We start from the raw sequence: 17,440 nt of genomic DNA, 5'->3' as shown, positions 1-17,440 counted from the left end.
CGAAAGGCCCCTATCGGCCTTTCGCTTTTCCATCATAAAACGTCGGTGATGCCATCCATATGTTCACTGATCCATTCAATCGCAAGGTCTATCGTAGTAAACTCCTGCGCTTCAAATGTCATTTCATCCTGCAAAAGCCAAACATCCTTCTCGACGGATTGCGCTCCTCCGATTGACCAATGCAGCAGGGTGTAGGGATGGTTTTTGTTCAGAAAGGATACCCACGTCTTATTCTGTGCTGTATTCTTAATTGACTTCAGCTTTTGTTCCACGTTTCGTGTCTCCCTACTTTACTAATATGCTCATTCTTGGACTGAGCATTTGAGCCGGACTTTTCAGCGCCAGCGTTTTGGCTTTTTCATTGTAATCGATTGTCATTTGATCGTCAAAAAACACTTTTTGCGACGACTGGATATATAGCGGAATGCCGTTCGTTTCCAGCTGCTCACACTGTCCCGCTAATTCCTCTGTCACCCAGATGGTCGGTACACCGCTTACTGCGCAGCCGCATCCTTCAGCGTCATAACGGAGCTGTGCCTTTTTTCCCGGGTTGGCGTCAAGCGCCTGCTGCAGTGCCTGTTTTGCTGCATCTGTCACATGAATGTTCATAAGATGAAACCCCCGTTTTTTTCATTTTCGCTATTGTAGCACACCACGCGTCCGTTCGCATTGTTTCTGCCTTTTTTCCACCGCTTCGCTTTTTCTGCTGCAGCCTTGATCCAATCGGTTTTTCCCTGTATGTACTGTTTGATATTGTCCGGGTACTGGTCTGCCAGCTGTTTTTTGAGCGCGGCGTATTCATTCGCTATTTCCGGATGAGCTGTCAGATAATCTCTGAACACCAAATGCCTTTCAATAGCAGGATGCCCTCCCTCATAGATATGGACATGATGGGTACGCTTATTTCCGCCCTTTTGAAAATAGCGTCTGCCAATCATGCCGTTTTCTCCTTTCGGCATATAGCCGAGCTCCGCCATTTTCGAATCATATTGGTTCACCGCCGCGATATCCTTTACTGCAATCAGGATATCAATGACCGGCTTTGCCGCCATATTTGGTATCGATGTGCTTCCGACATGATACACGTCAATGATCTCCGGGCCGAGCACAAGCTTCAGACGATCTTTTTCCTCTCTGAACAGCCTTGCCCATTCTTCATTGTAGTGAACGACTTCAACCTTTCTTTTCGGATAGAGATGAAAGACTGACAGAAAAAGCCCCTCTGACGTTTTGACGGTTTTCGTCTTTACAAACCCTGCCTGCGTATACAGCGACACGGCCGGGTTGTTTTTCTCGGCTGTTACGACCTCGATTTTCTCAGCGTCTTCGTTCTGATCAATAACAAATTGCACGAGTGCTCGTCCGATGCCTTTTCTGAAACCGTCGGGATGCACAACAAGCCTGCAAATTGTCAGCTCATGCATAAACTTCTCGTATGAAATGACACCGAGCAGTTTCCCGTCTTCCCGGTATCCCGCAAATCGCTCTTGAGAGGCTCTGATATCCTCAGCTTTTTCGTGTAAAGCAGGGATTCCGTCAAAACCGATAAGCTCCGCTTCTTTTACATAAGCCGGCTTTTGAACGTCAATAATCTCACGCGATACAGCCTCTTCCTTATGCTGAAGAAATGCAATCATTTGTTTTCTCCTGAAAACAGCCGCTGCTTCTCGACTTTGGCGACGCGGACCGCATACGATTCATACCATACGCTTTTTCCTTTCGCTTTCGCTGCCTGGTGTTCGGTGTGATGCTTCCAATGATTGATTGCGTCCATACTCTCCCAATAGGAAACTGTGATGCCGGTTCCATCCGCTTCGCGAACGCTTTCCACACCTAAAAATCCGGGCTGGATCGCCGCAAGCGAAACCATCCGCTCTGCCGTTTCTCCATATGCTTCGTCATTTTCACTTTTGACAGAAGAAAAGATAACAGCATAATAAGGAGGCTCAGGTGTTTTTGTTAAAAAATCCATAGCGGTTCCTCCTCATATGTTTTTCACAAAAAGAACCCTGTCTTGGCCCGGTCCATCGTAATTTGCAAATACTGAGATGCCATTCACTGTTTTGCTGCCTTTTTCAATTTCAAATCCCAGTCTTGTATGATACGCGATTGACACCTTATTTACCGGGGACGTCACGCACTTTACCCGGGTGCATCCCCTCTTCTTAACTGCTTCAATAAACACATCGTATAATTGTTTTCCAATTTGCATTTTTCTGAAATCCGGATGCACACCGGAAAAATGGATGTACGCCGTTACAGGATCTGATTGCGATTGAAATCCGATTAAAAATCCAGTCATGCTGTTATGTTCATGTGTGATAAAGCTGGTGTCTTGAAAATGTTCAAAAAATAATCGCGGGAGCTTTTCTTTCAGCTGCCTGCCGCCCCACCATTCATTCATTACAGACGTTACCATTTCATAATCTGAAGACGTGATTGTTCGAATATCCATTACGATTTGATCTCCCTCCGTCTGGCAAAACGAATGTCTCTTTTTTCTCACAATATAAAAATTATATTTTGCCTGACTGGAATTGTAAATGCCTTCTTTTCTGTATCATACGTTTCCAGACTGCTGACGGAACAATGTTTGCTATTTTCACATCTAGTTCTCCCCCTCCAGGAGGGGGAACATTTACAGAAAAATATCAAGCACCTGATCAAGTCTCAGCTTACAGAGCTTGCCGGCGTCCCCTTTTATCCACACTGTTTTTTCAAATTCCTCATAGCGGCAGATTTTCCCGCTGCAGGTGACAATTTCGCCATCCTGAAAGCAGCTGACAGTGATATCCTGAGCAAATTCCATTGCCATGCAAAGCGTTTGGTTCATCTCCTCCAGCTTATCCGAATCAAGGATTGGCCTTTGCAGCTTCTGTTTATGGTGTTTTCTCTCAAGCAGGCTTTGTTTATGTTCAGGCAGAAACATTCGGCTTCCTTCCCACAGCAGATTGCCTCTTTTTAAATGCTCATTCATTTATAATGCCCTCCTATTTTAGCCGCTCGTTCAAACGCCTGGCCTGCCGCTGTCAGTGAGGCCGCCCTGATGATCGCCGTGTCGCCGAACCGGTTTTTAATCCCGTCCATCACATAGCCGAGGCTCATCTTCTTTGCATAATCCTGAAATAAATTAAGCTGCCATACTTCATCAGATGAGAGCTGAGAGAGATTGACCCCGAGGCGGCGGACAGGCTTCCCGTCCCAAAACTTGAGAAACAGTCTGCATACAGCCTGGTACACATCCTGCGTAGAATTGGTCGGTTCCGCCAGCTTCACTTGCCGGTTGAAGCCGGTCGGCAAATCAAAGTCAGCCCCCCTGCAGCTCACCGAAACCGTCTGTCCCATCATCCCGGCGTTTCGGCTTCGCCTGCATACCTCTTCACTCAGCTCCAGCAGAACGACTTTTATTTCTTTGTCAAAGTGTTCATAGTCTTTCGGGAGTGTCATTCCGTGGCCAATTGCTTTTTGGCCGTCCAGCGATGCCGTTGACACAGGAGAATAGTCGATTCCGTTCGCCGTCATCCACAGCACGTGTCCGTTAATGCCCCATTTCTTTTTTAAAAGCTCGAGCGGAAAAACCGCAAGCCCGCCGATCGTGCTGATGCCCATTCGATTTAAATGATGTTTCATCCGGCTCCCGACGCCAAACATACTCCCTACCGGAAGCGGCCACATCTCGGTTTTCATATTTTCTTTCGTTAACGTGAAAATACCGTTCTTATTCTTTTTGGCAAAATTGTCACACGCGATTTTGGCGAGCGCTTTATTAGGGCCGATTCCGACCCGGGCATAAATGCCGACCTCCCGCATGATTCTGTCCTGAATGCTTTTAGCAATCTCCTCGGGCGCCCCAAACAGCTTCTGGCTGCCTGTGATATCCATGAACTGCTCGTCAATGGAATAGGGCTCCACGAGATCTGTATATTCCTCTAAAATGGCGGTGATTTGCAGCGATACATCAATATACCGCTGCATACGAGGCCGGAGCACAACAGCTTCAGGGCATTTTTCCTGCGCTTCCCACAGGCGTGAGGCATTGGCTACCCCTTTTCGTTTCGCCAGCGGGCATGCAGCCAATACAACTCCGCCCCGCCTTTCCGGATCACCCGAAACAATCACCGGCTGATTTTTCAAATGTGGATTTTCCGCTTTCTCTACAGATGCATAAAACGATTGCATGTCAACGAGAAAAATCACTTTTTCTTTCATCATACACACCTCTAAAAAGAACTTATGTTCGCTTTCACTATTATATGCGAAAATATGTTCGATTTATACTGGTAAATGATTCTTGTCTGACAGAAAATATGATGCAAGGGTTTGAGAGAAGGAAAACATTTAGTAGAATGAAAGCGAACCATAGAGATAGGAGAGTCGAAATGGAGAAATTTGTCGAAAAAATGCTGGGACAGGCATTGCGCCAATACGGCCGAAATGTTGCCGTTGATCCGTTAAGCCCGTATGAAAAACAAAGCCTGAAAGCTGCTTTAGAGGAAAGACAAAATGAAGATCCAGACGAGGACCTGCATGCGCATATAGAGGATATCATTTATGACTACGTCACAAACCAAGGGCTGTTTTCTTAGTGTCATGCACCTTCATTGTTGGAGAAATTTCGTATATCTGTTTTCGTATGGCCAGAAGGGACGCGGCTGATATCGACGGGAAGCGCCCCTTCTCATATAGGAGCGCTCAAGCCCATCAGCATAAACTTTAGCCTGATGCCCCGTCTCACTCAGCATTCAGGAACCCGATTCTCCCGCATTCCTAGTGTCTTTTAAACTGGCCAGGCATTTCTGCTCAATGAGAATCATGGTGAGATATAAACACCAGACAAAAAAATCTGAGCACTTCAACCTCCGCTTCAACGGCGTAAACGTGAAACATGAACCATTCAAAAACAAAGGTCATCCTGCGCACACATAGTGTAATACAATCCCATATAACCGGTAAGTAAAAATATTTAATCCTCCGTTGGATAAGGAAATTTTTTCATGTATGATAGAAAAAGATCTTACTAATAGGAGAGAACAATAAACATGAAGACATGGAAAGATATCCACCCAATCAGCTGGACAATTATTATCGGAACCATTTTTGGGAGGATGGCAACATCGATGAGCATTCCGTTTTTAGCGATTTATTTAACAGCTGTCCAAGGCGCATCAGCATCCTACGCGGGGCTTGTCATTGCGGCGAGCTCATCAGTCGGTATCATTGCAAGCTTTTATGGCGGATATATCTCGGACAAATTCGGCAGAAAGAACATGATGCTTGTATCCATTTTCGGCTGGATGTTGGTGTTTGCAGGGTTTGCGGCCGCTTCTCACCTCTGGGTATTTTTTGTGGTAAATGCGTTAAACGGACTTTGCAAATCACTGTTTGAACCTGCTTCAAAGGCTTTGCTGTCAGATATGACAGAAGAAAAAACAAGATTGCTGGTTTTTAATTTACGGTATGCAGCCATTAATATCGGCGTTGTCTTCGGCCCTGTGCTCGGTCTGTACTTTGGTTCATCACAATCTACCGCTCCTTTTTTGGTGCCCGCGGTGATTTATGGGATGTACGGTGTCATCCTTGCCACCCAATTTAAAAAGCATCCACCCGCGACATTAGAACAATCCAGAAATCTGAACGTTCGGGAAGCGTTTATGGTAACGCAAAAGGATCGTCTTTTTACAGTTGCTCTTATCGGCATTACACTATGCATCTTCGGCTATTCGCAGTTCAGCTCTACATTCCCGCAATATATGGCGCAAAATCCTTTTATCGAAAATGGGACAAAATTGTACGGCTGGATGCTGACATTAAACGCAATTGTTGTTTTGGCAACACAGTTTCCCATCGTCCACCTTGGTAAACGGTTTTCGCCGCTTTGCTCCCTGATGCTCGGCAATATCATGATCAGCGCCAGCATGATCATCCTGACCATGTCACACGGGGTTTCTTCATTTGTTATCATTGTGATTGCATTTACAATTGGAGAAGTGCTCTTATTCTGTATGATGGATTTGTTTGTAGACCAGATTGCAAAACCCGGATTAAAAGGAACGTATTTCGGAGCGATTGGCTTTTCGCAGTTTGGGAATGTGATTGGCCCTTGGGCCGGCGGCTTATGTATAGATGCATTTGGTGCCGGGCATCCAAGTTCCATTTTTTCTGTACTTAGCGGCATCACCCTGCTTGGCCTGCCGTTTTTAGTGTTTGCCTATCGGAGGATGAAAGCGGGAATCACTGAGCAGCAACCCGGACTGGGGAAGCCGCTTTAACACAAGAAGACGGGAGAGAATCGCTCTCTCCCGCAAAAAACGAGGTGATGAAATATGAATATAGGTGATATCATGTTTCAGCTGATCGTATTTTTCATGTTTGCCGCTGTTATCTCGGCGGCTGTGATCGGCTTTACATATGCGAAAAACCGTAAAGCACAGCTGGACCGAATCGAAAAAAAGCTTAACAGCATGTCCGAAGACCAAAACGATTAACCGTTTGGGGCAACAAGCTCTACCTTGATCCGGTCAGGGTCCTCACAATAGACTGCATAATGCCCGTCTCCTCCGGCAAAAGGATGCCGGTCTCGGTACAGCACACGATAGCCTTTCGCCATCAATTTTTCAGTCATCAGGTCGACTTGAAGCTTGGATTCAGCATGAAACGCGAGATGGTTCAGCCCGACACGGCACCTGTGATATTTCGGCTCTAGATATTCTTCTTTTGCCTGAACAATCACAAGGTAAAAGTGATCTTTCTTCCAGCTGATGCCGGAACTCCATTTTTGAAACTCTTTATAGCCAATCTCTGCTAAAAACCATCCCCAAAACCGCTTAGACGCTTCCAAATCGGAGACATACAGTTCAATATGATGCATAATGATCACACCCTTCTGACTAACACTTCTTCTACCTTATGCCGGTCTCCCTTTCGCAGTATTAAATCTGACCTGAATTTAGTCGGCAAAATATTTTCATATAAATTAGGGCGGTTGACACTCTCCCAAATCGAGGTTGCCATCTCGTCAGCCTCCTGGTCAGACAGGTCTTTAAATTTATGAAAATAAGAGTCCGGATTTTGAAAGGCTGTTTCCCGAAGAAGGCGGAAACGCTCTAAATACCAGGTAAGAATCCGGCTTTCGTCCGCATCTACGTAAATTGAAAAATCAAAGAAATCGGAAACAAAGATGCGTGGATTTTCCCGGTCATCCTCCAAGGTCGGCGATTGAAGAACATTAATCCCTTCGATGATCACGATATCAGCCTGTTCTACAACCTCGAACACACCTTCCTCGCGGTCATAGGTTAAATGAGAATATACAGGGGCCTTTACTCTTTCTTTTCCTGACTTTACGTCATTCAAAAATTCGAGGAGCGCTTTCACATCATAGCTTTCAGGAAATCCTTTTCTTGACAGCAAGTTTTTCTTCTTCAGCTCAGCTGTAGGAAATAAAAAGCCGTCTGTCGTGATCAGGCTGACCTTGGGGCGATCCGGCAAACGCGAAAGCAGCTTCTGCAAAATCCGCGCTGTCGTGCTTTTCCCGACTGCGACACTGCCGGCAATGCCGATGATAAACGGAATTTTGGCTGAATGAGGGTGCTTCAAAAAAACATTCACATGCTTATTTCGTTCGGCAGCGGACTTGACATGCAAATGAAGCAGGCGAACAAGCGGAATATAGATCGTCTCCACTTCCTCTACGGATAGATGATCATTCAGCCCTTCAACAGCTTTTGCCTCTTCTTCAGAAACAGCAATCGACAAATGGCCCCCAAATCCTGACCAAGACTGCCGGCTGTGCTGTGTATATAAAGTATGTAAATTAAGCTCTTTATTTTTCACTGTTTACACCTGACTCTCTGTAGCTTTAAACAAACGCTTACAAAGATTGTAACGGAAAACATTCCTACTGTCTGCTTATTTTTTCAATTTACCTTTTAACAAGTCAGCACCAATTCGCTTATATGCAGCCATTTCTTCTTTCGGAACCATACTGCCTCCCGTTCCCCAGACAACATGTACGGCATTTTTCATGCTGTGACGCAGATCATTTTCAGACATGTCGTGTTTCCCGGTATCCGATAAAAACAGCTGAACAGGCCCGAACATGCCGGCAAGCGCAGACGGCTCTAAATGCTTATTTTCAGATAAAGCCAGCAAATGAAGCAAGGTATACAGCGTGTCGTCTTCAATTGTATAACAGCCGCTCAGCAAAGGTTCGATCAGATTGCCGACAAATCCTGACGGACGCCCTACGGCAAGCCCGTCAGCAGCCGTTACATTATCCAAGCCGATATCCTGCACAGAGATCTGGTCATGCAGGCCGGAATATAGACCTAAGAGCATAGACGGTGAATGGGTAGGCTCTCCGAAAAATACATGGACATGGTTTCCGTACAATAGCTTCAGTCCAAATGCCACACCGCCCGGCCCTCCGCCGACTCCGCAAGGCAAATACACAAATAGCGGTGTTTCAGGACCAGGCTCGATATCCATAAAACTGAGCTGTCTTTTTAAACGACTGGCCGCTACCGCATATCCTAGGAACAGCTGGCGGGAATGTTCATCATCAATAAAATAACAGAATGGATCTTGTTCCGCCTGCCGCCGTCCTTCTTTAACCGCTTCACTGTAATCTGATTCGTACTCGATTACGGTGACGCCCTTTTTGCGAAGTAAATCCTTCTTCCACTGCTTAGCGTCGGAGGACATATGCACCGTCACTCGAAAACCTAGTTTGGCGCCAATGATGCCGATGCTTAAACCAAGATTGCCTGTTGAGCCGACAGCAATGGAATAGCGTGAGAAAAATGAAGTGAACCGCTCTTCGTGCAAGATGCGGTAATCATCTGTTTCCTTAAGCATTCCTTCTTGAAGCGCAAGCTCCTCCGCATGCTTCAGCACTTCATAAATGCCCCCGCGTGCTTTAATCGATCCCGAAATCGGAAGCTCATGATCGCACTTTAAAAGCCATCTCCCCGGAAACGTTTCGCCATACACTTCCTCCAGCTTCTTTTTCATATGGCGTATTTCAAAAAGCGGCGATTCAATCATCCCTTCGGCAGCTTTTGTTTCCGGAAACGCCTCGGCAAGATAAGGAGCAAACCGCCGAAGTCTTTTGTCCGCCTCGGCTATCTCGCTTTCCCACTCAGCCGCTTGTAATACCATCCCCTCTTTCTTGCCGGGATTAGCCCAGAATACCGGTCGTGCATCAATCAATTTCTGAATAAATGGATCTTTTATCAGATTACGCAAAGTTTCTTGATTAATCGACATCAGCCATTTCTCCTTCCCTTAACAAATGTATATCTTTATAAAAAACTGTCTGCAAACACACCAAAAGGCGCCTCACACAGGCAGTTCCATGCTTATTTTTTCATGAACACCCGTCCAGCCAGCTTTTCCACAAGAGCTGGAAACAGCTGATATAGCTTTGTGCCGGCATTCATCAAACGAGGAAGGTTGATTTCACGTTTGTTCGTCATAATGGCAGACGCGATTTGTGCTGCCACATCATCTGGGTCAAGCATCCAGCGTTCGACATTTTTGGCATAGTCTCCGCCTTTATCAGCAATAGAAAAAAAGTCAGTCTGAATCGGCCCTGGATTGACTGTCGTCACATAGACGCCCGTGCCCGCCAGCTCCATACGCAAAGCGTTTGAATAGCCGAGCACAGCATGTTTTGTCGCTGAATAAAGGCTGGATTTCGGCGTGGCAATTTTCCCTGCTTGAGAGGCAATATTGATGATATGGCCGCTTTTTTGCTCAAGCATATGCGGAAGAACAGCTTTTGTACAGGCGATCAGACCGAAAACATTGACATCAAACATTGATTTCATCTCATCAAGTGTAGAGTCTAAAACCGTTTCAAAAATACCGAAGCCTGCATTATTGATCAGAACATCAACCGGACCGATCTGATCACGGACGAGGGTGATATCTTCAAGACGGGAGACATCCAGAGGGAAAATATCACACTGTCCGCTCCATTCCTCGGTCATTTTTCTTTTGATTTCCTTCAAACGATCCTCACGTCTTGCCGACAGCAAAACATGGGCTCCTTCAGCCGCACATAAATAAGCGATTCTTTCACCAAGCCCTCCTGAAGCACCTGTAATCCAAATACGCTTGCCAGCTATATTTTTCACCCTGTTCACCTCTCTATTGCTCTAAAGTATGCGGTTTTTCCATCCCAATATGTCGTGATGCCTGCTTCGGCTGCCAATATATCAAGATGCCCAACCGTTTCTGACATCGTTAAAAACAACTCTTTTTCATAAACGGCAGGAAAGAGCTGCTGACAGACCTGAAAAGCGGTAAGCGGTTTTTCCGACAGCATATGACGCACATCCTCGGTTCGGCTGCTCTGCTTGTCAAACCGCTTCTTGATCAGTGCCCGTACATTGCCAATCGTCTCGCCATGACCGGGAAACACTGTGTTCGGGGCAAGTTCAGACAGCCTCCGCAACGACCGCTGATAATCCAGTAAAGGCTCCGATCTTTTTTCTCCCGTTTTTGGCGCTTCAAGAATCGGGTTAGACGAACTGTTCGCCAGCAGCAAATCACCGCCAAGCATTCTTCCGGTCTTTTCATGAAAGAGAACAATATGCGACTCTGCATGTCCGGGCATTTCCAGAACAGTCCAGTCACCCATCCCGTCAATTTTCATCCCTTCCGTAACCGTTTGGGTCAAGGATCTTGTACAGGAAAATGCGTACGCCGACCGGATGAGCCTTTCTGCTTTCACATCATCAAATGGAACGCCTAACTCAGGCAGCAGCTTTTGAAAAAAATGTTTTTGCCACTCCATAAATGCCTTGTCTCTGCTGATATATAGTTCGTTAAACGGATGTCCAATCACTTTAATATCATCAGAAAAAACATCAAGCAACCCCGCATGATCCGCGTGATGGTGAGTCAGCACGATCTGTTCAATATCTGACATTTCTATATGTATACTAGCAAGCTGCTCTTTTAGGACTTCAGCTGCTTCTTTAGTGTTCGGTCCGGCATCAATCAGTGTCAGCGCGTCACCATTTACTAAGTAAACGATGACATCACCGACGGCAAACGGTGTCGGGACGCGAATCGGAATGATATCTGCAGTTGTCATTCTTTTGCTCCTTGTCTTCATTCATTACTCATATTTTAGCTTTTTCTCGGTCTTGTGTCATTATTGCCGTATGAGAACGACCCTTTTTGAAAAAGCTATTGACATTATCTTGTCCCCCATTGCATAATGAACAACAACTAAAATGAGAACCATTGGAACGCTATGACGAGGAATAGTATACAGGCAATGGCCAGAGAGAGCGATATCCCCAGGCTGAAAGGTATCGCGGCCCGCTTGTTTGTAGAACCTGCCCTCAAGTCGCGGTTAGGAAAACCTAAACGTTTCCCGCGTTACGGGATTTGAGCTGAGCACAAGTTGTGCTAATGAGGGTGGTACCGCGAACCTTTTCGTCCTTTACGTGATGAAAAGGTTTTTTGTTGTTCTGATAGAAGGAGGATATCCATGAAAAAGATAGGATTTGTCGGCGCCGGGTCCATGGCTGAAGCAATGATCAACGGCTTTTTGCAAAGCGGCATTACAAAACCTGAAAATATTTATATCACAAACAGGTCAAACGAAGAGAGACTCAATGAATTAAAGGAAATGTACGGCGTGCGTCCATGCAGGGATAAGAGCGAGTTTTTCACACAAACTGATATCGTCGTTCTCGCTTTTAAGCCTAAGGATGCGGCAGAGAGCATTGACAGCATTCGTTCTTACATGAAGGATCAGCTTGTCATTTCTGTGCTTGCAGGCCTTACCATCGAAACCATTCAGCATTATTTCGGCAGAAAGCTTGCTGTCATACGGGTGATGCCGAATACTTCAGCTGCCATCAGAAAATCAGCAACCGGATTTTCCGTAAGCGCTGAAGCAAGCCAAGACGATATCACGGCGGCTACAGCATTGCTAGAAACAATCGGTGACGCCACATTGGTTGAGGAGCAGCACCTTGATGCCGTTACCGCGATAGCAGGCAGCGGTCCCGCTTACGTGTATCGCTATATCGAAGCGATGGAAAAAGCGGCGCAAAAGGTCGGTTTAGATGAGGAAACGGCTAAAAAACTGATCCTGCAGACAATGGCAGGCGCTACAGACATGCTTCGTCAAAGCGGAAAACAGCCCGCACAGCTGCGCAGAGAGATTACGAGCCCAGGGGGAACAACAGAGGCAGGCCTTCGCGCTTTAACGGAAGCCCGCTTTGAAGAAGCGATCATTCATTGTATTGAAGAAACAGCCAAACGAAGCGCTGAAATCAAAGCGCAATTTGCCGGAGCCGCCTTAGAGAAGCATTTATAGAAAAAAACACAAGACAGAAAGCAAAGCGCTTTCTGTCTTCTTTTATCTTAAGGCTGGCTGGCAGCTTCTGATTGTTTTAATAATGCAGAAATTGTAAAGGAAAGCAAGTCGGGAAGCACCTCAAAGGAATAAGGCACATACAGTCTTTCTGTCCATTTGTGCGGGTCTTTTCCAGCCGGGCCGACATTTAATACCGGGACATACAGCGCCTTGTCTTTACTGCTGGGAAGTGAATATCCTTTGTTAAAGAGCGGCATATTGCTTGTGTATGCACCAACCTCCTGTTTTTCCAGCTGAAGATAGCTCAAATCCGAGAGTCCCGGGAAATACTGAACCTCCCGTAAAGCAATGCCGTACCTGTCAGCTGCATATTGAATGAGCTTGCCAGCAGTATTCTTGATTATCTGATCGTTCTTTGATGACACTGCCGGATAAAATGGAGGGCTGTAAAAGAGAACGATGAGCGGCGCATCTTCCTTACACAGCGCTGCGAGCTCAGATACAATTCTAGTCGAAAAATCCCTGTCTCCAAGGTCTCCCCTGTTTGCATAAGTGAAATTCAGCACCCGTTCCGTCTCCGAGCTTCCGACACGCCTTTTCGCACATGCAAGCAGCTCATCAAATGTAAAAACAGAGACAGTTCGTTCAATTGGATGAAATGGCTCAAACTTCTGGAAATCAAGTGTTTTCTGCTGAATATGGTTTGAAATCTTCTCTGCCGCCTGCTCTGCGGTTTTCCGCAGCATGTTATGCAGCTCACTCGCGGAGCGCTTCATTGTCAGTACATTAAATAACGTAACGGCCGTATGCGGTGTTTGGACGGAATATGCCTCCTTCAAGTCCTTTTGCATTAAGTTTACCGGCGGCGGGGTGACTTCCCCGTCAGCCATTTCGCAGTAATTCACGTTCAGTTCCAGCAAACGGTTGATCTCAGAAACCATTAAATTTGCATTTAAACCGGAAAACGGCTCTCCGACATGCGTCTCTATCCCTTTGCAGAAAAACCCTGCGAGAACCTTGCCGATGCTTCCTGAATACACATATTGCTGCTGGTCGCCCGGAAATTTTTCAAACATCGGTTCGCTATTCAAACAAGCAGTGTATGTAAGATGATATTTTTTCTCCATTTCTTTCAGCGCAGGAACGGCTTCGATCATTCCCCTTGAATTGACTTCCTCGTCAGGAACCGTAATCAAAAGCACATTCCCATCAAAATGACCATTCATTGCCCGCTCAAGCATCGACAGCTGAACAGCCAGCCCCGCTTTCATATCCATCGTGCCTCTCCCGAACAGCCAGTCGCCGCTTTCCGCGTCTGTTCTCACACGTTCAGGAAGCAACTCTTTTTTCTCTAAAAAGGAGTTCAAAAGCTCAGCCGGCTTACAAGCCATATGTTTGAATTCTCCGTAGTCCTCTATGTCCACGACGTCAAAATGGCTCAGCAAGAGCACCGTCTGTTTGACATCTTTCTTTTTGACAAGCGCTGTCAAAAACGTTCTGCCGTCTTCCATCGGATGGAGTGTTACATGATCAGGGTTATTTTGAAAATAAGGCTTGTCCTTTAAAAGATAATAAAGATATTCTGCAAGTGCGGCCTCCCCTTTTGAACCGGTGACACTTTCATACTGGACAAGAGAAGTTAAAAGGGTAAGCAAATCATCCTTAGTCTGCCAATTCATCATTTCCGCCCTCCTATGTATAAAAACGCTTTGATCCTAAAAAATAAAATGATTCCCTGTCTATTATACAGAAATGTTTGACAAATTCGGATCGTTTGAGCAGTTTATATGACGTGAAAGAAATGACTTGTTATAATCAATCTCTAAAAACCTTACGGGAGGCGAAAGAAATGGCCAGAAAATTATTCACACCTATTACGATTAAAGATGTAACGTTAAAAAACCGCATTGTGATGTCACCAATGTGCATGTACTCTTCTCACGAAAAGGACGGAAAACTACAGCCGTTCCACATGGCTCACTACATAACGCGCGCAGTCGGCCAGGTCGGATTGATTATTGTGGAAGCATCAGCGGTTAATCCTCAAGGACGAATCACAGACCAAGATTTAGGGATATGGGGCGACGAGCATATCGAAGGTTTCGCAAAGCTGACTGAGCTGGTAAAAGCACAAGGCTCAAAAATCGGAATTCAGCTTGCCCACGCAGGACGTAAAGCAGAGCTTGAAGGAGATATTTTCGCTCCGTCTGCGATCGCGTTTGACGAGCAATCAAACACGCCGGTTGAAATGACAACTGAAAAAGTGAAAGAGACTGTGCTGGAGTTCAAACAAGCGGCTGCCCGTGCAAAAGAAGCAGGCTTTGATGTGATTGAGATTCATGCAGCACACGGTTACCTAATTCATGAATTTTTATCTCCGCTTTCTAACCATCGCACAGATGAATACGGCGGCTCACCAGAAAACCGCTACCGTTTCTTAAGAGAAATCATTGATGAAGTCAAACAAGTGTGGGACGGTCCTTTATTTGTCCGTGTATCGGCAACTGACTATACAGACAAAGGCTTAGACATTGCTGATCATATCGGTTTTGCAAAATGGATGAAGGAGCAGGGCGTTGACTTAATTGACTGCAGCTCAGGTGCCCTTGTTCAGGCAGACATTAACGTATTCCCTGGCTATCAGGTCAGCTTCGCCGAGAAAATCCGCGAACAGGCTGACATGGCGACTGGAGCTGTCGGAATGATTACAAATGGTTCAATGGCTGAAGAAATTCTTCAAAATAACCGTGCAGACCTCATCTTTATCGGCAGAGAGCTATTACGTGACCCTTACTTTGCAAGAACTGCCGCAAAACAGTTGAATACAGACATTCAAGCCCCTGTTCAATACGAAAGAGGCTGGTAATCTTGATCCGAGATATCCGCGGCTCCGCCGCCGGATATCTCTTTTTTTATTTTTGGAGAAACGATCAGCTGAGGTTCTCCGTCTCCCTAGTAGAACCAATTAGAGGAGATGACTCCAATGAATGCAGCATGGATCGAAAGGACCTATACGGTTGACGGTTGTGAATTTCATACAAAACACCGAAAAGGATTTAGCGGTGTAACCATTGTCTTTGAAGCCGGATACGGCACTTCTTCAGAGACGTGGAAACCACTAACAGCGGACATTGATGACGAATTTGGCATATTCACATATGATAGAGCGGGCATTGGGAAAAGCGGACAAAGCAAGGCAGAACGAACAGCCGACCAAAAGGTGAGAGAATTAGAAAGCTTGCTTAAGGCAGCAGGTATAAGACCCCCTTATCTGGCTGTTTCACATTCATACGGATCGGTTATCAGCAGTTTATGGGCCTGTAAAAACCGACAGGATATTATCGGCATGGTGCTCCTTGATCCCGCTTTAGGAGATTACGGCAATGGCGGCTTTACATTTATTCCTGAAGAAATGCATACAGCATACAGAAAGCAGATGATGCTCGAGGAGACACAAGCAGACTTTTCGAAAAGTCTGCGACAGTTCAAACAGCAAAAAGTCCATTTAGGAAACATGCCGCTTATTGTCCTGGCATCAGGTGAACGCACTGAGAAATTCGCCTCCCGTGAAGAGGAATGGAGAAACCTGCATAGCAGCATTTTGTCTCTATCCGATCAAAGCGGCTGGATACAAGCTAAAAACAGTTCACATAACATTCATCATGATGAACCTCATATCGTCCATCTGGCGATTTATGATGTTTGGTGCGCAGCCTGCCAGCAGGCCGCCCCGATATACCAGGCAGTCAATTAAACAAAAACCCCGGAAGCAGCCGGGGTTTTTACTATTTTGTTTCGCGATGAAGGGTATATTTCTTTAACCGCGGTGAGTATTTTTTCAGCTCTAAACGATCAGGATTTGTGCGTTTATTTTTGGTTGTGATGTAGTTTCTGTCCCCTGTTTCAGTGCAAGCCAAAGTAACATTTACTCTCATGTTAACATCTCCTTATAAAGCGTAATGATTACGTTTTATTATACAGCTTAACAACAGATTGTCAAACACCATCTCTTTCTCAGCCTCTCGGAACTTGAACCTCTAAGAAATCATACGCCGTGATGCTGTTCGGAAAAACGGCTGCCGCTTCTTTTTGGAGCTCTAAAGAAGCCTCTCCCTGATATCTCGCGCTGATATGAGTTAAAATGAGCTGCTTCGCTCCAGCTTCTTTGGCAGTTAGAGCTGCTTGTTCTGTTGTACTGTGAAAATAATCAAAAGCAAGCTTCACATCATCCTTAGCAAAGGTGGCTTCATGCACAAGCACATCACAGTCCCGCGCAAGCTCTTTTATCTTATCGCTCACTCTCGTATCCCCGGAAAACACGACAGCTCTCCCCTTTTTAGGAGGCTCCAAAAAATCCTTCCCATTTATGATGCGTCCGTCTTCAAGTGTCACAGTTTCACCTTTTTTCATTTTCGAATATACAGGTCCCGGCGGAATATTCATTTCCTTTAATAACGCCGCCTTTAAAGAACCAGGCACATCTTTTTCCTGTACGCGGTACCCGAAGGCCTCTACACCATGAATCGCGGATACAGCTGTGACGATAAACTGATCGTCCTCAAATACCGCTCCCTCTTCAATCTCTTGTATCACAAGCGGATATGTTAGGTGAGTTTTCGTGACGGCAAGACTTGTTTCAATAAACGCCTTGATGCCTTTCGGTCCGTAAACCGTCAGCTCGTCCTCACCGCCCTGAAAAGAACGGCTGCCAAGAAGCCCTGGAAGACCGTATACATGATCGCCGTGCATGTGAGTAATGAAGATTTTTTCTATTTTTCGAGGTTTAATCGATGTATGTAAAATTTGATGCTGTGTGGCTTCCCCGCAGTCAAACAGCCATACAGATCGCCTTTCTTCAAGCAGTTTTAATGCGATCGACGTCACGTTTCTCGACTTAGCGGGAATTCCGGCTCCCGTCCCTAAAAAAAGTAATTCCACATTTCCTTCCTCCTACTAGAACTAGTTACCTACAAGAATACAGGATCATTCGTAAAATGTGAATCTCGCTCTCATTCAGACAATCCTTTCGTTCTAGAAATATTTTCGCGCCATTCTGCAAAAAAAGGTCTTAAATGTTTGCTTTCGTTGAATTTTAGA

General features: G+C 45.7%; 20 protein-coding genes and 1 pseudogene. 6 read left to right on the top strand and 15 right to left on the bottom strand.

What is annotated here, in order from left to right; genetic code table 11:
* Positions 1–32 precede the first annotated feature (32 nt).
* The 7 genes and pseudogenes from M1D69_RS09020 to M1D69_RS08990 form a co-directional block, all read right to left on the bottom strand.
* Positions 33–272, bottom strand: coding sequence for a DUF2552 family protein (locus M1D69_RS09020; RefSeq protein ID WP_044154756.1), 240 nt, complete (start codon positions 270–272; stop codon positions 33–35).
* Positions 273–285: 13 nt separating this feature from the next.
* Positions 286–609: an iron-sulfur cluster biosynthesis family protein gene (locus M1D69_RS09015; protein WP_024121945.1), complete on the bottom strand. Its 324-nt coding sequence runs from the start codon at positions 607–609 to the stop codon at positions 286–288.
* A complete protein-coding gene (locus M1D69_RS09010; protein WP_458103965.1) occupies positions 606–1,637 on the bottom strand; it encodes a GNAT family N-acetyltransferase in 1,032 nt (343 codons plus the stop codon). The genes M1D69_RS09015 and M1D69_RS09010 overlap by 4 nt, the downstream gene beginning before the upstream one ends.
* Positions 1,615–1,972, bottom strand: a pseudogene (locus M1D69_RS09005) (antibiotic biosynthesis monooxygenase family protein). Before M1D69_RS09005 ends, M1D69_RS09010 begins: the two are co-directional and overlap by 23 nt.
* A 12-nt stretch (positions 1,973–1,984) precedes the next feature.
* Complete coding sequence (locus M1D69_RS09000; RefSeq protein ID WP_024121948.1) at positions 1,985–2,455, bottom strand: GNAT family N-acetyltransferase; 471 nt, start codon at positions 2,453–2,455, stop codon at positions 1,985–1,987.
* A gap of 183 nt (positions 2,456–2,638) precedes the next feature.
* Positions 2,639–2,977, bottom strand: a complete 339-nt coding sequence (locus M1D69_RS08995; protein ID WP_024121949.1) for a YolD-like family protein — start codon at positions 2,975–2,977, stop codon at positions 2,639–2,641.
* Complete coding sequence (locus M1D69_RS08990; protein ID WP_095713226.1) at positions 2,974–4,212, bottom strand: DNA polymerase IV; 1,239 nt, start codon at positions 4,210–4,212, stop codon at positions 2,974–2,976. The genes M1D69_RS08995 and M1D69_RS08990 overlap by 4 nt, the downstream gene beginning before the upstream one ends.
* A 167-nt stretch (positions 4,213–4,379) precedes the next feature.
* Here M1D69_RS08990 and M1D69_RS08985 point away from each other — a divergent pair, with 167 nt between their 5' ends.
* From M1D69_RS08985 to M1D69_RS08975, 3 genes are all read left to right on the top strand, one after another.
* A complete protein-coding gene (locus M1D69_RS08985) occupies positions 4,380–4,586 on the top strand; it encodes a YqzH family protein (protein ID WP_024121951.1) in 207 nt (68 codons plus the stop codon).
* A gap of 453 nt (positions 4,587–5,039) precedes the next feature.
* Positions 5,040–6,269 (top strand): MDR family MFS transporter, encoded by a 1,230-nt coding sequence (locus M1D69_RS08980; RefSeq protein ID WP_458103966.1) that lies wholly within the window; start codon positions 5,040–5,042, stop codon positions 6,267–6,269.
* 54 nt (positions 6,270–6,323) lie between these two features.
* On the top strand, positions 6,324–6,485 hold the full coding sequence (locus tag M1D69_RS08975) for a hypothetical protein (RefSeq protein WP_458103967.1): 162 nt from the start codon (positions 6,324–6,326) through the stop codon (positions 6,483–6,485).
* Here M1D69_RS08975 and M1D69_RS08970 read toward each other — a convergent pair.
* From M1D69_RS08970 to M1D69_RS08950, 5 genes are all read right to left on the bottom strand, one after another.
* Positions 6,482–6,868, bottom strand: a complete 387-nt coding sequence (locus M1D69_RS08970) for a VOC family protein (RefSeq protein ID WP_458103968.1) — start codon at positions 6,866–6,868, stop codon at positions 6,482–6,484. The two genes, M1D69_RS08975 and M1D69_RS08970, sit on opposite strands and share 4 nt — an antisense overlap.
* A gap of 5 nt (positions 6,869–6,873) precedes the next feature.
* A complete protein-coding gene (coaA, locus tag M1D69_RS08965; RefSeq protein ID WP_024121956.1) occupies positions 6,874–7,833 on the bottom strand; it encodes a type I pantothenate kinase in 960 nt (319 codons plus the stop codon).
* A 75-nt stretch (positions 7,834–7,908) separates the two neighbouring features.
* Entirely contained in the window at positions 7,909–9,267 is a 1,359-nt protein-coding gene (dsdA, locus tag M1D69_RS08960; protein WP_458103969.1) for a D-serine ammonia-lyase, read from the bottom strand.
* A 92-nt stretch (positions 9,268–9,359) separates the two neighbouring features.
* Entirely contained in the window at positions 9,360–10,139 is a 780-nt protein-coding gene (locus M1D69_RS08955) for an SDR family NAD(P)-dependent oxidoreductase (RefSeq protein WP_059336663.1), read from the bottom strand.
* A gap of 5 nt (positions 10,140–10,144) precedes the next feature.
* On the bottom strand, positions 10,145–11,104 hold the full coding sequence (locus M1D69_RS08950) for an MBL fold metallo-hydrolase (RefSeq protein WP_458103970.1): 960 nt from the start codon (positions 11,102–11,104) through the stop codon (positions 10,145–10,147).
* A 402-nt stretch (positions 11,105–11,506) separates the two neighbouring features.
* Here M1D69_RS08950 and proC point away from each other — a divergent pair, with 402 nt between their 5' ends.
* Positions 11,507–12,343: a pyrroline-5-carboxylate reductase gene (proC, locus tag M1D69_RS08945; protein WP_458103971.1), complete on the top strand. Its 837-nt coding sequence runs from the start codon at positions 11,507–11,509 to the stop codon at positions 12,341–12,343.
* A 47-nt stretch (positions 12,344–12,390) separates the two neighbouring features.
* On the opposite strand, the gene M1D69_RS08940 is transcribed toward proC, so the two are convergent.
* Positions 12,391–14,022, bottom strand: coding sequence for a M20/M25/M40 family metallo-hydrolase (locus tag M1D69_RS08940; RefSeq protein ID WP_458106176.1), 1,632 nt, complete (start codon positions 14,020–14,022; stop codon positions 12,391–12,393).
* Between the two features lie 170 nt (positions 14,023–14,192).
* Between M1D69_RS08940 and namA the strand changes: the two genes are divergently transcribed.
* The gene (gene namA, locus M1D69_RS08935) at positions 14,193–15,209 is read left to right on the top strand and encodes an NADPH dehydrogenase NamA (RefSeq protein ID WP_458103972.1); all 1,017 of its coding nucleotides are present in this window, start codon (positions 14,193–14,195) and stop codon (positions 15,207–15,209) included.
* Between the two features lie 117 nt (positions 15,210–15,326).
* Positions 15,327–16,097 carry an alpha/beta fold hydrolase gene (locus M1D69_RS08930; RefSeq protein WP_458103973.1) on the top strand — a complete coding sequence of 257 codons (771 nt, stop codon included), beginning with the start codon at positions 15,327–15,329 and terminating at the stop codon, positions 16,095–16,097.
* A gap of 31 nt (positions 16,098–16,128) precedes the next feature.
* Here M1D69_RS08930 and rpmG read toward each other — a convergent pair whose 3' ends face one another.
* Together rpmG and rnz are read right to left on the bottom strand one after the other, a co-directional pair.
* On the bottom strand, positions 16,129–16,278 hold the full coding sequence (rpmG, locus tag M1D69_RS08925) for a 50S ribosomal protein L33 (protein ID WP_003226511.1): 150 nt from the start codon (positions 16,276–16,278) through the stop codon (positions 16,129–16,131).
* A 79-nt stretch (positions 16,279–16,357) separates the two neighbouring features.
* Positions 16,358–17,281 (bottom strand): ribonuclease Z, encoded by a 924-nt coding sequence (rnz, locus tag M1D69_RS08920; protein ID WP_069487211.1) that lies wholly within the window; start codon positions 17,279–17,281, stop codon positions 16,358–16,360.
* Positions 17,282–17,440 lie beyond the last annotated feature (159 nt).

This window comes from Bacillus sp. PK3-037 (assembly GCF_054161355.1).
The sequence above is the reverse complement of the archived record's forward strand: the minus strand, read 5'-3'. Positions and strand labels throughout refer to the sequence as shown.